We start from the raw sequence: 18,332 nt of genomic DNA on the forward strand, positions 1-18,332 counted from the left end.
CAGGTTTTACTCTTCAGGAAAGAGCTTTCTGGTCTGAACCATGTAATTGTTTTTGTTCTTGAAGTCTTCAAACTCTCCAAGAAGCTGATTCAAGTCCTGAGGCGATTCCAGTGGATCGATATTCAAGTTGTCCGAGATCTTGTACAATTGCCCATCTGAGTAAAACAAATCTCCGTGTATATAATCCACTAGCTGATTTTTATTACGCATGAGAGGCATCGCGATTTTAGACTGGAAGTTTTGAGCAGTGTCCAGCACCTGACCGAGCCAAGTCGACTCTACTGGCATGTCCAATCCGACCTGAGAATCCAAAAACGCGAGCAAACTAGGAGTGATCTCAAAGTGTGAACTCATCCCTCTGAAATATCGAGGATCCTTGATCAGTGGAGAGTAAACAATCAAAGGAACATGAAAGCGATCCAGACGGCTCGACATCGGTATCTCCGGAAGCCTGTGATCTCCTGTGATGATGAATATTGTATTGGCAAATTCTGGTCTTTGCTTGTATGCCTGAATAAAATCCTTGACCGCATCATCAGCATAGAGCACCGTCATATAGATATCCTTATAGGCTTGATAATCTGTAATTTTAGATTGGGAAAAACCGAGGTAGTCCTCCAGATGACGGTCAAACTTCTGCTCATAATATTCCCGCTGTGGCACCAGGTAGGGATCGTGGGAAGTCTGTGTTTGAAATGCCATGATCTGAGGTTGGGTAAATGGAAAAGCCAGTTTTTCCATCCCGTTCAAGAAAAGCTCTTTATCACCATAGCCCCAGGTGTAATTGCCGGAATTTGATGGCGCCTTGCTGTACTTCGCGTCAAAGTTTTTTTCGTCTACCACAGCGACTGGATGCTGGTACTCGATGAATTCTGATACATGGTCAAAATTCTTGTCCGCTCCCGTGAAATAGCGGAATTCGTAGCCATTCTCTCCCAAAATTGCAGGGAGTGTCTTATGATTTGGAAATTCCTGATATAGTTCCAGGAAACCCTTTTCCCCATAAGGCAGACCCGCAAAGATCCCTGACTGCAGGCCAAATGTTCGTCCGGTGGATGAGATGGCATTGAGCCAAACCAAACTATGCTGTTCCAAAGAGTCTAGGAATGGCGTAAAACTTCCCAAATAGGCATCTTTTCCCGAATAGGCCCGGCCCAAACTTTCTACAAAAATGAAGACCAAGTGTGGAGCCTGCTGCAAGGAGTCAAAATAAGGACTCAATACGTCCGGATAATTTGCTTCGTGTAAAAAAGGGTAGGAGTCATCCACATATTCTTTTTGGATCAATAGGTCATCATGACTCGTCCGGAGATAAAAATCAAAGTAGTATTCACCTCCATACATCAGGTAGTCAAATGACTTCTCAGTCAAAAACCGGGTTTTATTCAATTCGAGATTTTGCTCCATCTCACTGCTGAAGGATTTAGAGTCAGCATCCCAGATCCCAAAACCAATGGCTCCGACAATCAATACGCCGGTCATAACACCGTATGTAGTCAGAGAAAATCGAAAAATCCGAGTTCCAACCTCAAATAAAAACATAAATAAGCCGATGGCTAGTAAGGCACCGATCAGGGTTTTGATATTCCAAGTCCCGGATGCCTGCAGCGTGATCTGTAGATCTTGCCAGCTATAGGCAAAAAGATCATCGCCCAAAGGAAGTAAGGTCTTGAAAAAATAGGTCATCAATGCCAAATGAATCAAAATCAACACTGTGAGCAGAACCTGAAGTATGATTTTAGAAAGCTTCCTAGAAATGAGAGACAAAAAGAAATAGCCTATAAAGATCAGCCCCAAGAGATAAAAATTCCAAGAGACATCTGCCAGCACACTATCCCAAATGACCTGTCGAAAATCCAGATTAAGCGTGTGATAAGTGTACATCAGATACAGCTCTGTGGCTCTCAGAAGAGTCATTGCTATGAAAAATACCAGTGCTGTACCCCAGAAATTTCCGAGTAAGGAACGTAATCTATATGGTAATGTAGATCGAATTGCAGCCTTTTGGGCCATAGTCTAGATTAATTTTGAAAGGATGATGGGGAAAAGATAGGTCAAATTCGGGTATCTTCAAGCGTCTGATTGATATATATCAATTAGATTGAAAAGAAATGGACTGGTTTTCGTACCCTTTGGTATACCAGACAAAACAGAAAGTAACACATGGATATTTTAGAAGTTGCGATTTTAGAGATGTGCCGAAAGTATAAGCAGGCCAGCTTTCCTGCAGAGGAGGTCGTACAGACAATGTATCCAGAAGATTGGCAGCTTTTTCTCCCTGATACTTTGCAAAAGGCCTGGGAGATGTATTTGGAAGGTGTATTGATTTTGACACAGAATGGAGAATCTTTGGACAAAACCTGCTTGCCTGTAGGTAGTTTTTATATTTCGAAACCAAAATAAAATCCCTTTGGTTTTAGAAAAAAGCAAAGAATTATGAATGAACTGAAATTGCCCACTACTGATGTAGAAATTCCAAAAGGTCAGGATGTACTTACCTTGGGAGGGGGATGTTTTTGGTGTACAGAGGCTGTTTTTCAGAGACTAGAAGGAGTTTACAAAGTGGTTTCAGGCTATGCAGGTGGGCATGTCGCGCATCCTAGCTATCAAGAAATCGGGACAGCCACCACTGGCCATGCAGAGGTGATCCAGGTGTTTTTTGATCCAAAAATCATCACCATGGTTGAGCTATTGGAGGTATTCTGGATGACACATGATCCTACCACGATGAACAGGCAAGGAGCAGATGTAGGCCCGCAATATCGATCCGTTATTTTTTATCATTCTGATATTCAGAAGGAAATAGCGGAGGATCTCAAAAGCAAATTAAATGAGGCGAAGGTATTCCCCAATCCAATTGTGACAGAGATCAGTCCTTTTTCAAATTTCTATCCGGCTGAAAATTATCATCAGGATTACTTCAAACTCAACGGGCATCAGCCATACTGTCAATTTGTAATCCGTCCCAAGGTGGAAAAGCTCCAGAAGCTCTTTGCAGTAAAGTTGAAAAATTAGTTTTAGGCTGCTGCAATGGAGGAGAAGAAATCACAATAGATTATTCTTTTCTTCATGCTGTTTTCATTCTATTTCCCAATATTTATACAGTTTTTTAACCGTTGATCCAAAAAATCAAGATATCTTTGCTGAATTTAACCTATTCAAAAAAGTATGAAGAGAACCAGAGCACAAGAGTCAAGAGCAGCTATCGAACGCTTGTACATCACAATGAGACACCTCTTTACAAGAGGAAGTTACAAGCCAATGGGGGTTTCAGGAGAAAGCTTGGTTCAGGCATTGAGAGTCCTGAGCCCGGAGATTTACGGTACGGTGACAGACCCGGAAAAAGTAGAGCTAGACGGACTTTTGTATGTGATGGAGAGACTTCCTCGCGGGATCGAAGAGTGCAGGTTTGTACGATTGATTAGCCGTGAAGGCTATGAAACTTCCCATCTGACAGCTTTGGTACCTGCCAAAAGAAAAAGGAACTGCTATCGACTCGATGAGCAGGTGATGTATGTGGAAATGACCCGAGGCAGATCAGATATATATGATATTCTGACGCATTTGACTTTTCTCTATATCGAATCCAATAAGATCTACAACAACAGCACAGACCCGAAGAGTAAAATTTCACTCAATTGGACGATGCTGGAAGAGGTCGTTCAGAAGGAAGCCAAAGGACTGGAGTTTGACAGAGAAGCCGCTGCGGCATATTTGAGTCATTTGATAGGTCGGACCTATGAAGAAACGGTCGTTGCAGTAGAGAAATTTGAGAAAAGCAGCAACTCAAACAGTCTTTTCAGTATTGTTTATCACATGGGCAAGCTGGCCCTAGAGGAATCCAAACATCATTTGGATCGTGAGATATCTTTTTCTGCTACACTTCGTGAAAGAATAGGCCATCACGTCTACGGGGAACTTTGGGCCAGAAGGATCAAGATGAACTTGCAGGAACTTGGCTTGATCAAAAGGCCAATCCATATTATATCTGCCAATCTCCATTCGGTTCTGAATACGATTTATGCTTACCAGAAGCTGGGCTCCAGTACTTATGAAGAAATCGAGCAGGTAGCGATGGACGTATCTGTGAAAGCCAAAGGAAATCATGGGAAAGCTCTTTACGACTACGCTTCCAAACATGGGTTTGTGGATCTACCAGATGAGTCTGGGACCAATATAGGTGCTCAAATAATCGATTCGGCCAAGTTTGAGAAAAATGAAATCCTGCCCGGAATCGTCCTACCGGAGGCTGCCGATAAAAAACCTGTTTTCGTGGTGATGGATTATGCGTTTGGAGAGCAAGCCTACGAGTGTTTTGATGAATTGCTAAAACCATTCAAACAGGGAGTACAACAAACCTCTCTCAATGTGGTGTCCACCTCTATTATGGGTAAAGCGGGCATTCTCTATGGAGGCAAAGGTGATCTGATGATACCGGATGCCCACGTATTTGAAGGAACAGCAGACAATTATCCATTCAAGAACGAACTCAAAAAATCTGATTTTGAAGGCTATGGCTTGGGAGTATATTCTGGGAGTATGGTCACTGTATTAGGTACATCGCTGCAAAACCGTGATATTCTCAGTTATTTCATGGAATCCTCCTGGAATGCTATAGGCCTGGAGATGGAAGGAGCTCACTACCAGAAAGCTATCCAATCTGCCTCCAAGATCCGCAAAAGCATCCGATCCAATGTGAAAGTTCTCTATGCCTACTACGCCTCAGACAATCCATTGGAAACAGGAAGCACATTGGCTTCTGGAGCCTTAGGGATGGAAGGAGTGAGGCCTACTTACTTGATCACATATAAGATTTTAGAGAAATTGTTTTCCAAATAAAACTCTCACTCAAAGAAGGCCAATGTTACGATTGGCCTTCTTTTTTCGTCTTGGGTAGGAAATGAAACGTATGAACAGACTCCCTATTTTTCTTGTCTTACTTATAGCGCTGTTTTTGATCTCCTGTCAGGATGATGAAAAGCCCATCAATGCGGACCTCTATTGGGAGCAGACCGCCTGTGCAGATCCTTGGGGTGCTAACTCCAATAGTACGGAAGCTGAAATCAAAGAAGCTTTAGAAGAATATTTTGTAGAGCAGAAGCTATTCGGAGCCAGATTTGTGGCTATTGAAACAGTTTCATCGGGACCTTTTTGTGAAGCTTGTGGCTGTACAACTGGGAAAAGAATTTACGTATCGGCATCTCTTGCTGAGCAGGAGAAATTGATTCAATTAGGCTTTATCAAACTGTAAGATGAGAAAGTATGTATTCCTGACTTTTTATCTAAGCCTGATGATGATTGTATTTGCATGCCAGCAGGATAAAGACCCCGTTCTTGCAGACTTTTATTGGAATCAGACGGGCTGTGCAGATCCATGGGATGTCCAAGGGTCTGATTCTTCGGATTTGAAACAATCGGTGGATTCCTACCTCAGAAAACAAGGAGTTCTCAGCGCTAGGGTAGTTTCTGTTCTAAATGACGGGGTCGGGGAGGGTTGCTATGCCTGTCATTGCAAAACGGGAATGAGGATTTACGTTTCGGCACCTTTATCTGAAAAAGAGAAATTGATCGAGTTGGGCTTTATCGAGAAATAAGATGAAAAATAAAATACATCTATTTTTGATGCTGGGTTTGCTGCTGCTCAGCTTTGCATGCCAAGAGGAGGAAAACCCAGATCCACTGGTTTATTGGGAGCAGACAGGCTGCGCTGATCCATGGCAAACTGGCCCCTTGGAAACTGAAGAAAAACTAATAAAGGCAGTAGAATCTTATCTTAAAGATAAGAATGTGAAAAATGCCAGAGTTACTTCAATTTTTCATGACGGAAGGGAGGGAGTATGTCTAGCTTGTACTTGCACGACCGGGAATAGAATCTATATAGCAGCTCCTCAAAATCAGAAAGAAAGGCTATTAAATCTGGGCTTCCAGTCCATCGACTGAACTATTCTTTTTCGATCCGGGTAGAGTGAAGCATATCTAGTCTCCAACCCTTGGAAGTCTTGATAGCAGTGGCAGATTCCAGCCATTCGATTTCCCGAATCACTTGCCCATCTCTGGTGATAGTTGCATAGTTGTGATAGGCGACCCAAGCTCGATTCCCATCGATTTTGGTGCTGATAAACTCAAATCGGTTCGTGCGAGTTGGCCTGTTTTCATTCTGTTTGGCTTTGGCAAAATAGTCCTGTATGATTTTCATGTCCCAAACTTCTCCCTGCTCCAAAAGCAAGAAGTCCTCGGTATAAAAGTCAAAAATTCTATCAGAATCAAATTCAGAAAATAAGTGATCAAAAGAGCCTTGGATCAGATCCTGAACTGCTTTTTCATCAGATTTTTCCTGGGCAAATCCAGAGAAAGAAACGAGTAAAAGAAAGCTAAGGAGAAGAGATTTCATAGGTGTCAATTTGGGTTAAAAAAACGCATGGCATAAAGATACATCATACTTCTTTTTTGTAAGCCACTTAAATCTGCATGGATTCGGATCGAATAGATTGCCTTTCCTCTGTAGAAGTGTTTAGCATTGGAGGATAATTCGACTCACTGCTTCAGTTCGTGTCTTCATGAACCAGAATTCAAAAGTCCCGTGGAGACACGGGATTTGGCGGTGGTATCGAAGGATAGAAAAACAAAACGCATGGTATAAAGATACCATGCGTCATGTGCTTATTGCAAATTGGATTTCAACGGCGGAGGACCATCAGGAATCATTCCTTCATAGACATAATCTCCCAAGTGCTCCTTAAAATCAGCCTTGACAGCTTCCACCAATTCAGGGTCTTGGAAGAGATCCACCATCGTCATGGAAAGAGCTTTCGCAGCGTAAGCCATTCCTTTATGTCCAATGGACATACCACCGGCAGCCACTACCGCCCAAGAATGCCAAGGGGTGCCATTTGGAGCTGTTGTAGCAGAAAGCCGGATCGTTGGAACTACATAGCTCACATCACCCACATCAGTACTGCCTCCCATGCTATGCTCGGCAGTTTCTTCCATAGGTTCGATCACTGATACCAAACCTATTTGAGGCTTTTCTGTCGCCTCTTGGATTTTTTTGGCGAATTCCTGCTCTTCTTCAGTGTATGAGATCGCTCCAAGTGTTTCCAGGTTTTTTTGCAAAGCGGCAGAACCTGTTCTGTTGACCAAAACTTCGTGAATTCCAGAAATCAAACTCACCTTGTAATCGACATTGGCCAAAATTGCGGCACCTTCTGCCATGGCCTGCACTCGTTCATAAACAGGCATCAAACCATCACGACTACTATCCCTGACACGTACCCAGATTCGGCTATAGTCCGGCACGACATTGACCACTTGTCCCGCATCTTGGATATGGTAGTGAATTCTCACTGTAGGCTTGATATGCTCTCTGTAATAGTTGATCCCATTAGAATACAATTCCAAGGCATCAGAGGCACTTCTCCCATTCCAAGGATCTCCAGAGGCATGAGCGGCCTGACCGAAGAACTCCACTTGAAAATCAACCAAAGCAAGCCCTTTTTGGACTGCGGCCTTGGTCTCGGCAGCCGGATGCCAATCCATCACCACATCCACGTCCTCAAAAAGCCCCGCACGGATCATCCAAAGCTTGCCAAAAAACTTCTCTTCAGCCGGTGTTCCATAAAATCGTATTGTTCCTTGAATCTCGCCTTTATCAATCAAATCTTTGATCGCCGCTGCAGCTCCCAGGGAAGCTACTCCGAAGAGATTGTGTCCGCAGCCATGACCGGGAGCGCCTTCGTGGAGTGGACTTTTATAAGGGACTTTGTTTTGGGAAAGTCCGGGCAAAGCATCGAACTCACCCAAAATTCCAATGATTGGCTTGCCTGATCCGTACTCTGCGACAAAGGCCGTAGGGATCTCACCGACACCTCGGGTCACTTTGAAGCCCAAGGATTCTGCATAGTCTGACAAGGCAGCCGCAGATTGTGTTTCTTGGAATGCGATTTCTTCAAAGGACCAAATCTGATCACTGAGATTGGTGAGATCGGAAAAACGGGCGTCAACTGAAGCTTGTACCGATTCTTTCAGCGCATTCGTTTGTCCATAGAGAGGTAATTGCAATCCCAAGCCGATTGCTAGTCCCAAAACAGGGAGTAAGGTTTTTTTCATGATTGTTTGGTTGATGGTATTTAGTTGTGACAAAAAGGTGATTTTGGGCTTTGTGTAATGACCTTTTACCAAGCGATGCCATAATCGTCTCCATAGTCACTAGATCCGCCCCAGAAACTTCCATGTTTCCAGTCAAACCAAATAGCATTGAGCGGACCAGAGGTCTTGTTCCAAAGCTCTATTTTATAGCCTCTTTGAGACAGTTCCTTGCTGATCCAAGAAGGCGTGTCTTCTCTTAAAACTATCGCACCCGGTCGAATCTCATGATCCCCAAAGGAGCTTTGCATCTGGTAGGAATTGAAATTGGCGGCTTCGGTAGCTTCCTGCACATCCATGCCGAATTCCACAATATTCAGAAATAGTTGAAGTAAATTCTGATCCTGAGAGTCCCCACCTTGCACAGCAAAGGCAAGTAAGGGTTTGCCGTCTTTCAAAGCTAAACTAGGTGTCAATGTAACTCTAGGTCTTTTTCCAGGTTCTGGTAGATTGTATGGATTTAGATTCTCATCCAACACAAAACTCTGCATTCGCTGAGAAAGCCCAACTCCAGTATTCCCAGCTACGACTGCAGGTATCCAACCCCCACTAGGAGTGACCGAGACCACCCAACCTTCCGCATCTGCAGTTTCCACAGAGGTAGTTCCACTTTGGAAGTCTTGAATAAATTGCGGATCTAGTTCCTGATTGAAATCATCAACGCTAAGTGCCGCAATCTCTTGTTGGTTCTTTTTCAAAAGGTCCAAATAGGGATTGGTGCCATTTTGATATGGATAAGGATCACCGGCTCCAATTTTCGGATCGTTGGATTCTTGAATCAATTTGGCTCTTTCTTTTGCATATTCTTTAGAAAGCAATCCTTCCATCGGCGAATCCACAAATGCCGGATCTCCGTAATAGAAATCTCGATCTGCAAAGGCCAAGCTCATTGCCTGATATACGGTATGGATGTAGTTGGCCGAATTATATCCCATTGACTTGAGGTCAAAGTTTTCCAAAATATTCAAAGACTGAAGCAAGGCTGGTCCCTGAGTCCATTCTTGGAGTTTATAGACATCGATTCCTTTGTAGTTGACATGAAGAGGCTCTTCGATTTTCACAGACCAATTCGCCAAGTCAGCTTCTGTGAAAAGTCCTCCTTGCTCTCTCGTTCCTCGTACGATTTCTTTAGCAATATCTCCTTTATAAAAGCGATCATAAGCGGCGTAAATAGCCTCTTTTCTAGATTTCCCAGCTGCCAAAGCTTCTCTTTCCGCCTCAACCAACTTAGAAAGTGTTTGGTACAAATCCTCTTGAACGAAAATTTCTCCTACTTCAGGTGCTTCTCTTTCTTCTCCCAAATGGGGTAGAAAGATCTTTTTGGAATAAGGCCATCCCTTGATCCTAGCTTTTTGAGCTTCGATAGCATTGGCTGTTTGCGCTTCGATGGGGTAACCTTTTGCAAGATCCATGGACGGCTTGAGGATTTGCTCCAAACTCATAGTGCCATACTCTGCCAGCATGGTCATTATCCCTCCTGGAGTTCCCGGAGTAGTAGCAGCAAGCGTTCCGTATTGGGGAGGATAGTCCATTCCCTCAGACTTATAGAAGTCGACAGTAGCACCAGTTGGAGCATATCCCAAGGCATTGATAGCGATGACTTTTTTGGTATGGGGATTATAGATCAAAGCCTGAGTTTCTCCTCCCCAAGACAATACGTCCCACATAGTGCTGGTAGCTGCTATCATGGCACAGGCTGCATCTACGGCATTTCCTCCCTGCTGAAAAATCGAAGCACCGGCAGTAGCCCCAAGAGGCTTTCCGGTGATGGCCACCCAATTTTTTCCATGGAGGATAGGTTTATTATTGGGGGTAGTACCCACACCTAAACCGGGAAGTCCCTGTCCAGAAGCGGAGAATGAGCAGATAAAAATTGCAAAGGCGTAAAGTTTCTTCATAGGGTGACTGTATGGTGGTTAATTTATTTCATCAAGTAATTGGCTCATGATGGGGCGAAATCCCTCGAACTGAGAATTGTAGTGAGTGAAAACTTTGAAGATATCACTGGCTTTTTTCACATCGAGGTTGTTAGAATCAGCAAATTCTTTGATTTCATCTGCCTGATCTCCAAATATCAGGTAAAATTTCTTCCTGTTTTTAGGGATTTCCATCAGGTTTTTTCCTTGCAAGTAATAATAATAATTCCTTTTGACGATTTCGTCATTTTTCTGACCAACCATCAATGCAGTATTGTAATTGGATTCTTTTAATACAGCCAATGTTCTTCGCATCAGCGGCTTTTCACCTTCTACTAGCACCTCAAAGAAGCCAGAAATCGGTACACCTTCATCCAAAAAGTCCATTCCATTGACAAAAAAGCGGGGAACCTTGTAAGTCGAATCCACCCAAACGATATTCTGAATACGAAGACCCGGCATGACAGAAATCAATTGGTTCTCAGGTTCCATCAGTTCAAACATATTGGAAACAATATTGTAGCGGACCCGAAACCCTTCCATCACTTGCTGATCCCGGTAGAGTAGGATGGAGGCGAGATTCCACTGCTCGTCCAGATAATTGTTTCCCTCTACAGTCTTTGGTTCTGGAGGGATTCCCATGATCATATTTCCTCCGATGAAATTGGGCCTTTCATTCAGCAAATTGACAATATTAGTAGTTCGAATGCTTTTTTGAAGTGCTGCACCTGATCCTGAGCTACCATATCGAGTCAAGATAATCGACCCCAAATCCGTATCCTTGTTCAATTTGACAATTTGCTCCAGCCGATTGTATCCTTCTAGGCTAAGCGAGACCGTGTATTGATTTGATTCCAATCCTGAAAATTGAAATTTTCCTCCTGCCGCACTCGTTTTACCATAAATGGTACCTTTCAAAGTAACACTGACACCATCCAAATGTGCTCCAGTCTCTGAATCCACTACTTGACCTGTCAATTTATATTCTTGAGATATGGCAGGGAGAGAAAAGAAAAGACTCCAAATCAATAGAAAAAATGTCGAGGTGATTTTCATGGCTTTTCAAATTTAGCTTTGGACTATTTGAATGTATTAGCAAAAGATAACCATATAATCAATCCAATACAATGGATTAAAATCCTACTACTTTGGAATCAACTGATAGCGAACTGGCAATCTGAACGATTTACTCTTATATTTGGAAAGAGCTAAGTCTCTTTTCTTTTACCTATTAATTATACTCCACTTTGGATTTCTCTTCATTTAAGTTTGAACCAGCCTTGCAGGAAGGGTTGGATGCTATGGGTTTCGAACAGCCTACGCCGATTCAGGAAAAAGCAATACCGGTCATATTAGAAGAAAAAGATTTGATTGCCTGTGCACAAACGGGTACCGGTAAGACTGCTGCATTTATCCTCCCTGTTCTCAATAAAATTTGTGAATCTGGTTCTTCGACTCTCAATACCTTGATTTTGGCTCCTACTCGGGAGCTTGCTATTCAGATTGACCAGCAGATTCAGGGCTTTGCCTATTTTCTTGGTATCAGTTCGATCCCCGTATATGGAGGTGGAGATGGAGTGGTCTGGGAGCAGCAGAAGAGAGCACTGGAAACAGGCGCTGAGATCGTAGTGGCGACACCGGGGAGATTGATAGCTTTATTGGCAGGCGGAAAAATCAATCTGGATACATTGCAGCATCTGATCCTCGATGAGGCAGATAGGATGATGGATATGGGCTTTTCGGATGATATTTTGAAAATCGTCAATTATCTTCCCAAGAAGAGACAGACTATTTTGTTTTCAGCCACTATGCCTCCGAAAATCCGGCAGTTTAGCATGAAAATACTTCATCAGCCTGAAGAGATCTCCATTGCGATCGGTAAAACGGCAGAGGGTGTCACCCAGTCATTTTATTCTGTATATGATACTCAGAAGGTAGACTTGGTCAAGCATATTCTTTCGCAGAAAGCTTATGAGGCAGTGATCATTTTTGCTTCTACAAAAGAAAATGTCAAGAACCTTTTCAAAGCTCTAAAGCGTGGATTTGACGTAGAAGCCTTCCATTCGGATTTGGAGCAGGTGGAAAGAGAAAAAATCATGTCTGCCTTTAAAAACAAGGCTGTCAAAATACTCATTGGTACTGATATCATCAGCCGTGGGATCGATGTGGTAGGCATTGAGCTCGTGATTAATTATGATACGCCTAGTGATCCCGAAGACTATGTGCACCGGGTAGGAAGGACTGCACGTGCTGATAAAGAAGGAGAGGCCATCACCTTTGTCAATCCCAAAGACCAGTACAAATTTGTCAGAATAGAAAATCTGATTGGGATGGAAGTTACCCAAAATGAGCTTCCTGAAGGATTGGAAGCTGGTCCGGTCTACAGCCGCGAGCCTAAAAAGTCCAGTGGTCCCAAAAACAAAAACCGTAAACCGAATTTCAAAAAGAAAGGAAGCAAGCCTGCCTCCAAACCGCATCACAAGCCAAAACAAGCTCCTCCAGCTCAAAATCCTTCTCCGCAAACTAAACCTGCCGGCTCTAAAAAACCGGGGAGATTTGGTCCAAGGAAGAATGTGGTCGAAGAGTAGACTGTGTTGATTTTGGTATGAAAAATCCTTAGCTTCTCAAGACTTTGATCATGGATCTTAAAATTTTTGATTGATGGACTTTATCAAATATAGAAGCAGAGGTTCCAGTGTCGCTTTTTTGCAGGAGCTTCTAGAGAAATGTGGCTATGAACTAACTGCCTCTGGATATTTTGGGCTGGAGACGGAAGAGGCGGTTAAAGATTTCCAAACTAAGAATCAGCTGGTAATAGATGGGAAGGTAGGAGTGAAGACATGGACTGTGCTTTTGTCTAAAACGCGACCTGCAGAAGCTTTTGGGGATAAGTTTCTCGAAGAAAATGACCTAATCAATTTTGCCGAGAAGCATGAACTTAAACTGGCGGCAGTCAAGGCAGTAAATGAAGTAGAGAGCAGTGGAAAGGGTTTTTTGATAGATGGAAAACCCAAGATCTTATTTGAAGGCCATGTTTTTTGGAGAGAATTAAAGAAGCGGGGGATTGATCCTAAAGCAATCTCAAATTTTTCTAATGCAGATGTACTCTATCCCAGCTGGACAAAACAGCATTACCTAGGAGGAATTAGGGAATACGAAAGACTAGAAAAAGCCAAGGGCCTGGGTGACTCGGAAAATTACAATGAAGCTGCTTTGGCTTCTTGCTCTTGGGGAAGCTATCAGATTATGGGTTTTCATGCTGAGGCTTTGGGCTACTCGTCAGTTCAGCAATTTGCAGATGAAATGGCAGGACACGAACGCAATCATCTGGAGGCTTTTGGTAAATATTTGCAAACCTATGGTTGTATGAAGCATTTACGGAATTTGGATTGGACCAAATTCGCAGAGTGCTACAATGGCCCTGCTCAGGCCCTCAATCACTATGATTCCAAAATGAAGAAAGCATACGAACGTTTTAATACAAACTCCTAATTATGATTGAATCTTTGATAGAAGTTTTCGTGCGGGATCTGAACCGTCTTAAGACTGAATTGGAAACTTTTCAGCACGAGGAAAACCTTTGGAAAACTGAAGGGGCTATCAGCAATAGTGCGGGAAATCTTGCTCTCCATCTTATAGGAAATCTCCGGGCATTCATCTGTCATGAAATGGGAGGTTTCGCCTATGTAAGAGATAGAGAATTTGAGTTTGGTGGAAAAGGAGTGGCAAGAGAGAAGATGCTGGAAGAGATACACTTGGTCATTACTCAGGTAAAAAGTAGCCTTGAGGGACTCTCAGGAGCAAATTTGGATGAAGTTTACCCGCATGAAAAGTTTGGTAAACCGATGACTTACTCCTTTTTCCTCATTCATCTTTACGGGCATTTTGACTATCATCTAGGGCAGATCAATTATCTACGGAGGGTTTTGGAACCCGCCTAAAAGTAAAAAAGAGCTCCATTGGAGCTCTTTTATTTTCTTAATACAAAATCCTAAATCGGATCGTACCAGGGATGGATTTGAGTGCTTCTATAGCTTCGGAAGTATAGGCTTTGTCGATGTCTGTAATCACATAACCGATTTTTTCATTGGTTTTTAGGTATTGACCATTGATGTTGATTTCAAAATTTGCCAGCACCTGATTGATTTTGGCCAAAACTCCTGGCTCATTCTGGTGGATGTGAATCAGTCGATGTGCATCTTTTAAGAATGGCAATTGGATGTTCGGGAAATTAACAGAGTTGAAGGTATTTCCGGTATTCACATATTCCATGATTTTGCCTGGCACAAATCGAGCAATGTTCTCTTGAGCTTCCAAAGTACTCCCTCCGATGTGTGGTGTCAGGATGGTGTTTGGTAGTCCTTTCAATTCAGATTCAAATGGCTCAGAATTATTTTTAGGCTCCTCAGGGAATACGTCCACCGCGCAGCCTGCAAGATGTCCTGAAAGGATAGCTTCCTTCAGTGCAGGAATTTCTACTACATGACCACGGCTGAGGTTTACCAAATAAGCGCCTTCCTTCATTTTCTTAATCTTCTCAGCATCGATCAGGCATTTGTTGTCTTTTCTACCGTCTACATGGAGAGAGATTACATCACAAGTGCTTAGGAGCTCATCTAAGGAATCTAACTTTGTTGCATTTCCCAAGGCAAGTTTTTCTACCACATCGTAGTAAAACACATTCATCCCCATATTTTCTGCCAGGACAGAAAGCTGAGCTCCGATATTTCCATAGCCAACAATCCCAAGTTTTTTGCCTCTGATCTCGAAGCTACCTGTGGCGGATTTGTCCCATTTGCTCTGGTGCATGGAGTGAGATTTGTCATGGAAATTTCTCATCAAAAAGATAATCTCCGCGATTGCCATCTCTACGACCGAGCGGGTATTGCTAAAAGGTGCATTGAATACTGCAATTCCTTTCTCTTGACAAGTTTCCAGATCAATCTGGTTGGTACCGATACAAAATGCGCCAACTGCAATCAGCCTGTTTGCATTTTCCAGAACTTTCTTCGTGATATTAGTCTTGGATCTAATGCCGATGATAGATACATTTTTGATCTTTTCGCAAAGTTCTTCTTCACTCATGGCAGAAGGAACCACCTCGACTTGGTAGCCTTCCTCTTTGAGTAGGTCAACGCCGATAGGATGGACATTTTCCAATAAAAGGACTTTGATCCGGCTTTTTGGGTATGAAAACTTCGTGTTCAATTTATTGATGTATAGGATTTCGTCAAGACTGGGAGCGACATGATCCGCTTTGGAGGTCACTTTGTCCCGATGGATATTTTCGGTAAAGGCATAAAATTTATTTGCCAGTCCCGAAGCTTTGATTTCGTAGTCGGTATAGCCGTCTCCAATCACATAAATATCGCCATCTAAATTGATTTTTTTGATGGTTTCTGCTTTTCCGTTGTTTTTGGAGAGTGGATTTTCGCGATTGAAATCTACAATATTTCCCTGCTCATCATACACGAAATCATTGGCAAAGACATTTTCTTTTTTGATCCCGAACTCTCCTACGATAGGGATGATGAAATCTTTGAATCCATTGGATACGATATAGATATCTTCCGCATTTTCTTGGAGAAACTCTTTATTCCTTTCAAAAGATTTGGAAACTTTCTTTCTCAAGGCATCGACCAAGTCAGATATCTGAGATTTGGTAGCTTGAAGGATTTCTAATCGTTGTTCTAAACTTTCTCGAAAGGTCACCGAACCTTCCATTCCCCGGTCTGTGATGTCTTTGATTGCCTGGAGCTTGTCACCGGCTTTTGGGTCTCCGTCAAGAGAGATTTCTCCCAATATATCAAGGGCTTCTACTTGGGTAAAGGTGCTGTCAAAATCAATGATGAATTTTTTGGTTTGAGGCATGGGTAGGGTCTATTTGTAGTATTGCCTGTAAAATTAAGGTATTGTTAATGAATCGGAAGATTTGTTGCGAAAATTGTTTTAAAAAGTTTTCTTGACCGATAAATTCGCAATCGATTGTGCTCTATTTCCTTGGAAATAGGCGTGATTATTTTTTGAAATACTCGGTCTAAAATTTCATATCCAAAGCGATTGCAGTAATTTTGAATGGTTATAAAGAAAAGTAATTATGAAAATGAATTATAAAGTTTTTGCACTTGCGCTGGCTGGATCAGCTGTTTTGGCATGTAGCCCAGAAGAGAAATCACCCTATGAAGACCTTGCTCAACATGAAATGGGCAAAGTAGTAGGAGAGATGGAAGTGGTAGAAGGAAAGTATGGAGCAGAGTTGGAGGACGGTTTTGAATTGACCAATCTCACTGAGATGGTTCAGAAAGTAGAAGCTAACGGTAACACAGAAGCAATGATCCAAGGAGAAATCAAGGAAGTATGTACTAAAAAGGGATGCTGGCTAAGTATGGAGCTTCCGAATGGAGAAAGTATGAGAGTGACTTTCAAAGATTATGGATTTTTTGTGCCGACCAATAGCCAAGGCTATCCGGTGATATTGAAGGGTGAGGCAATTCTTACGGAGACCGATGTGGAAACTTTAAGACACTATGCTGAGGATCAAGGCAAGTCGCAGGAAGAAATAGAAGCGATCACCGAACCAAAGCGTGAAATCACATTTGAGGCAGTAGGAGCTATTATTCCTGAAAAAGCCTAATAGATGGCAATCGCTTTAGACAATCTCAGAGTGGGTAGGCAATACCTGCTTACCAATCAAGGAGAAGTCAGAAAACTGGAAATCATAGCAAGACTTCAAGGTGAGAATTTCAAAGTAAAGGACTTGGAAACCTTGGAATTCTACACCATAGAGGAGCTATTGAGGTGGGGGGTAGGCAAGGACTATGACCTTGATGAATTAAGATAAAAAAAGGCCATTCGATCGAATGGCCTTTTCTATTTCTAATGGGATGTACGCGTTCCCGGCTCGTAAATTAGCCTAATAAATGTACCTAATCCTGTGTTTTTCATCTGAACAGGGATGGCACTTACGATCCCTACCATCAGATTGTCTGCGATACCTACTCTCATTTGAGGTCTGAGCGTTGTGTCAAGATGGCTACCTTCCACTGTTTGATTGATCTCTACCCCTATGAAATTCCTCGTACCAGTGATCATGTAGTGAAAATTGGAGTTAATCTCAAAAGTGCTGTTCAGTGATCCATTTCTATCTTTTTCAAAGCTAGGACCTGTGTAAAGCAGCGTATGAAAATTACTTCCCCATCTTTTGGCGATGACATAGAAGGGGTTGAATACATTTCCTTGGAAGGTGGATTGCTTGCGGATTTGCTCAAAATCCACCAACAAAAACTCGTGGATATATCCCAAAGCCATGGATAAGTTTCTTTTTTCATCTACCAAAACAGTATACTGTGCCGCCAGTTTCAGAGATTCCAGACGATTTGAAGGGGAGGATCCCTCTTCTGCTGAGCGAAATGAATAGAATGAAAAAGGGAGTTCTACTTCAAGCCCTAAGCGATCGATAGGGGCCCATTCATATTCGACTAAAGCATGGATCTCATCATAATCTCTTTTGTCTTGCAGTCCGAAACCAAGATTCCATTCCTTTTCACCTTTTCTAGCTCCAAGGTCCCGAATCAGATCTATGTATAGGGGCTCAGCGTGCAAGACTTTGGGTTTCAGTTGTGGGTTTTGGTTCCGCTCAACCTGTTCGATATATGCTGAGTCTAGTTCACTGTTTTTTTCGATTGTAGTTTGTGCATAGCTTCTCCATGCAAAGCAGCAAAGTGCTGCCAAGAGTATTTTTTTCATAGTTGAAATTCTTGTGTGTAATAAATTTCCTTTCTCTAGATCATTCTAGAATTAAGAAAAGGACGGGTAAAAAAGGGATAGATCAACTATGATCGGGTGGTGGACTTGTCAGGTTAATGGAGATCCTAGACCAATTCAAAGAAGCGGAAGGTCCATAAATTTTCAAAAAATCAATTTCAAATACATTGATAGAGAAAGCAGTTTCTACGAACAATTTGATTTTCTCAAAAGAGCTATCTTCCTGCTCAGAGTCCATGTCAGGAATAGCTTCGCCATCTCCATCCAAAAGAAACTCATAGACCAACTCAGATACTGTATCCATTGGATCCACCAATTGCTGATCGAGTGGTCCTTCATAGAAATTGGCAGAAAGATTGACAAAATTGACCAGAAGCAAAAAAATAAGAATTCTCACCCAAGTAGGCTTGGGAGGGAGTTTAGTTGGCTTTGTGTCACTTAGCGGCATAGTTTCAAAGGTAATGGAGAAATGGGGAATGTTGCTATATCAAACCTAAAATTGAATCTCAA

The 18,332-nt window shown here is 42.5% G+C and carries 19 protein-coding genes; 11 read left to right on the forward strand and 8 right to left on the reverse strand.

What is annotated here, in order from left to right; all coding sequences use genetic code 11:
• Window positions 1-6: 6 nt before the first annotated feature.
• Window positions 7-2,013 (reverse strand): LTA synthase family protein, encoded by a 2,007-nt coding sequence (locus G460_RS0103005; RefSeq protein WP_035463789.1) that lies wholly within the window; start codon window positions 2,011-2,013, stop codon window positions 7-9.
• Between the two features lie 150 nt (window positions 2,014-2,163).
• On the opposite strand from G460_RS0103005, the gene G460_RS21310 reads away from it, so the two are divergent.
• From G460_RS21310 to G460_RS0103035, 6 genes are all read left to right on the forward strand, one after another.
• On the forward strand, window positions 2,164-2,403 hold the full coding sequence (locus G460_RS21310) for a DUF3253 domain-containing protein (RefSeq protein WP_051315891.1): 240 nt from the start codon (window positions 2,164-2,166) through the stop codon (window positions 2,401-2,403).
• A gap of 33 nt (window positions 2,404-2,436) precedes the next feature.
• On the forward strand, window positions 2,437-3,015 hold the full coding sequence (msrA, locus tag G460_RS0103015; RefSeq protein WP_026953983.1) for a peptide-methionine (S)-S-oxide reductase MsrA: 579 nt from the start codon (window positions 2,437-2,439) through the stop codon (window positions 3,013-3,015).
• A gap of 153 nt (window positions 3,016-3,168) precedes the next feature.
• Window positions 3,169-4,839 (forward strand): DUF6909 family protein, encoded by a 1,671-nt coding sequence (locus G460_RS0103020; RefSeq protein WP_026953984.1) that lies wholly within the window; start codon window positions 3,169-3,171, stop codon window positions 4,837-4,839.
• Between the two features lie 70 nt (window positions 4,840-4,909).
• Window positions 4,910-5,251, forward strand: coding sequence for a hypothetical protein (locus G460_RS0103025; protein ID WP_026953985.1), 342 nt, complete (start codon window positions 4,910-4,912; stop codon window positions 5,249-5,251).
• A gap of 1 nt (window position 5,252) precedes the next feature.
• Entirely contained in the window at window positions 5,253-5,594 is a 342-nt protein-coding gene (locus G460_RS0103030; RefSeq protein WP_026953986.1) for a hypothetical protein, read from the forward strand.
• Between the two features lies 1 nt (window position 5,595).
• The gene (locus tag G460_RS0103035) at window positions 5,596-5,940 is read left to right on the forward strand and encodes a hypothetical protein (RefSeq protein ID WP_026953987.1); all 345 of its coding nucleotides are present in this window, start codon (window positions 5,596-5,598) and stop codon (window positions 5,938-5,940) included.
• A 1-nt stretch (window position 5,941) separates the two neighbouring features.
• On the opposite strand, the gene G460_RS0103040 is transcribed toward G460_RS0103035, so the two are convergent.
• The 4 genes from G460_RS0103040 to G460_RS0103055 all read right to left on the reverse strand — a co-directional run bounded on the left by G460_RS0103040 (window position 5,942) and on the right by G460_RS0103055 (window position 11,114).
• Window positions 5,942-6,391: a DUF4440 domain-containing protein gene (locus G460_RS0103040; protein ID WP_026953988.1), complete on the reverse strand. Its 450-nt coding sequence runs from the start codon at window positions 6,389-6,391 to the stop codon at window positions 5,942-5,944.
• Window positions 6,392-6,660: 269 nt separating this feature from the next.
• Window positions 6,661-8,106: an amidohydrolase gene (locus tag G460_RS0103045; RefSeq protein WP_026953989.1), complete on the reverse strand. Its 1,446-nt coding sequence runs from the start codon at window positions 8,104-8,106 to the stop codon at window positions 6,661-6,663.
• 65 nt (window positions 8,107-8,171) lie between these two features.
• Complete coding sequence (locus G460_RS0103050; protein WP_026953990.1) at window positions 8,172-10,040, reverse strand: gamma-glutamyltransferase family protein; 1,869 nt, start codon at window positions 10,038-10,040, stop codon at window positions 8,172-8,174.
• Between the two features lie 18 nt (window positions 10,041-10,058).
• Window positions 10,059-11,114, reverse strand: coding sequence for a carboxypeptidase-like regulatory domain-containing protein (locus tag G460_RS0103055; RefSeq protein ID WP_026953991.1), 1,056 nt, complete (start codon window positions 11,112-11,114; stop codon window positions 10,059-10,061).
• A gap of 191 nt (window positions 11,115-11,305) precedes the next feature.
• Between G460_RS0103055 and G460_RS21315 the strand changes: the two genes are divergently transcribed.
• The 3 genes from G460_RS21315 to G460_RS0103070 all read left to right on the forward strand — a co-directional run bounded on the left by G460_RS21315 (window position 11,306) and on the right by G460_RS0103070 (window position 13,999).
• The gene (locus G460_RS21315; protein WP_035463791.1) at window positions 11,306-12,646 is read left to right on the forward strand and encodes a DEAD/DEAH box helicase; all 1,341 of its coding nucleotides are present in this window, start codon (window positions 11,306-11,308) and stop codon (window positions 12,644-12,646) included.
• 73 nt (window positions 12,647-12,719) lie between these two features.
• The gene (locus tag G460_RS0103065; RefSeq protein ID WP_026953992.1) at window positions 12,720-13,550 is read left to right on the forward strand and encodes an N-acetylmuramidase domain-containing protein; all 831 of its coding nucleotides are present in this window, start codon (window positions 12,720-12,722) and stop codon (window positions 13,548-13,550) included.
• Window positions 13,551-13,552: 2 nt separating this feature from the next.
• A complete protein-coding gene (locus tag G460_RS0103070) occupies window positions 13,553-13,999 on the forward strand; it encodes a DinB family protein (RefSeq protein WP_245578689.1) in 447 nt (148 codons plus the stop codon).
• Between the two features lie 37 nt (window positions 14,000-14,036).
• On the opposite strand, the gene serA is transcribed toward G460_RS0103070, so the two are convergent.
• Complete coding sequence (gene serA, locus G460_RS0103075; RefSeq protein WP_026953994.1) at window positions 14,037-15,929, reverse strand: phosphoglycerate dehydrogenase; 1,893 nt, start codon at window positions 15,927-15,929, stop codon at window positions 14,037-14,039.
• Window positions 15,930-16,161: 232 nt separating this feature from the next.
• On the opposite strand from serA, the gene G460_RS0103080 reads away from it, so the two are divergent.
• Both G460_RS0103080 and G460_RS0103085 read left to right on the forward strand, forming a co-directional pair.
• Window positions 16,162-16,692: a DUF4920 domain-containing protein gene (locus tag G460_RS0103080; protein ID WP_245578690.1), complete on the forward strand. Its 531-nt coding sequence runs from the start codon at window positions 16,162-16,164 to the stop codon at window positions 16,690-16,692.
• A gap of 3 nt (window positions 16,693-16,695) precedes the next feature.
• Complete coding sequence (locus tag G460_RS0103085) at window positions 16,696-16,899, forward strand: hypothetical protein (protein ID WP_026953996.1); 204 nt, start codon at window positions 16,696-16,698, stop codon at window positions 16,897-16,899.
• A gap of 35 nt (window positions 16,900-16,934) precedes the next feature.
• Here G460_RS0103085 and G460_RS0103090 read toward each other — a convergent pair whose 3' ends face one another.
• Together G460_RS0103090 and G460_RS21320 are read right to left on the reverse strand one after the other, a co-directional pair.
• Window positions 16,935-17,804, reverse strand: a complete 870-nt coding sequence (locus tag G460_RS0103090; RefSeq protein WP_026953997.1) for an HAEPLYID family protein — start codon at window positions 17,802-17,804, stop codon at window positions 16,935-16,937.
• 82 nt (window positions 17,805-17,886) lie between these two features.
• Complete coding sequence (locus tag G460_RS21320; protein WP_157366852.1) at window positions 17,887-18,219, reverse strand: hypothetical protein; 333 nt, start codon at window positions 18,217-18,219, stop codon at window positions 17,887-17,889.
• Window positions 18,220-18,332 lie beyond the last annotated feature (113 nt).

The sequence above is a fragment of the Algoriphagus vanfongensis DSM 17529 genome (assembly GCF_000429465.1).
Taxonomy (GTDB): domain Bacteria; phylum Bacteroidota; class Bacteroidia; order Cytophagales; family Cyclobacteriaceae; genus Algoriphagus; species Algoriphagus vanfongensis.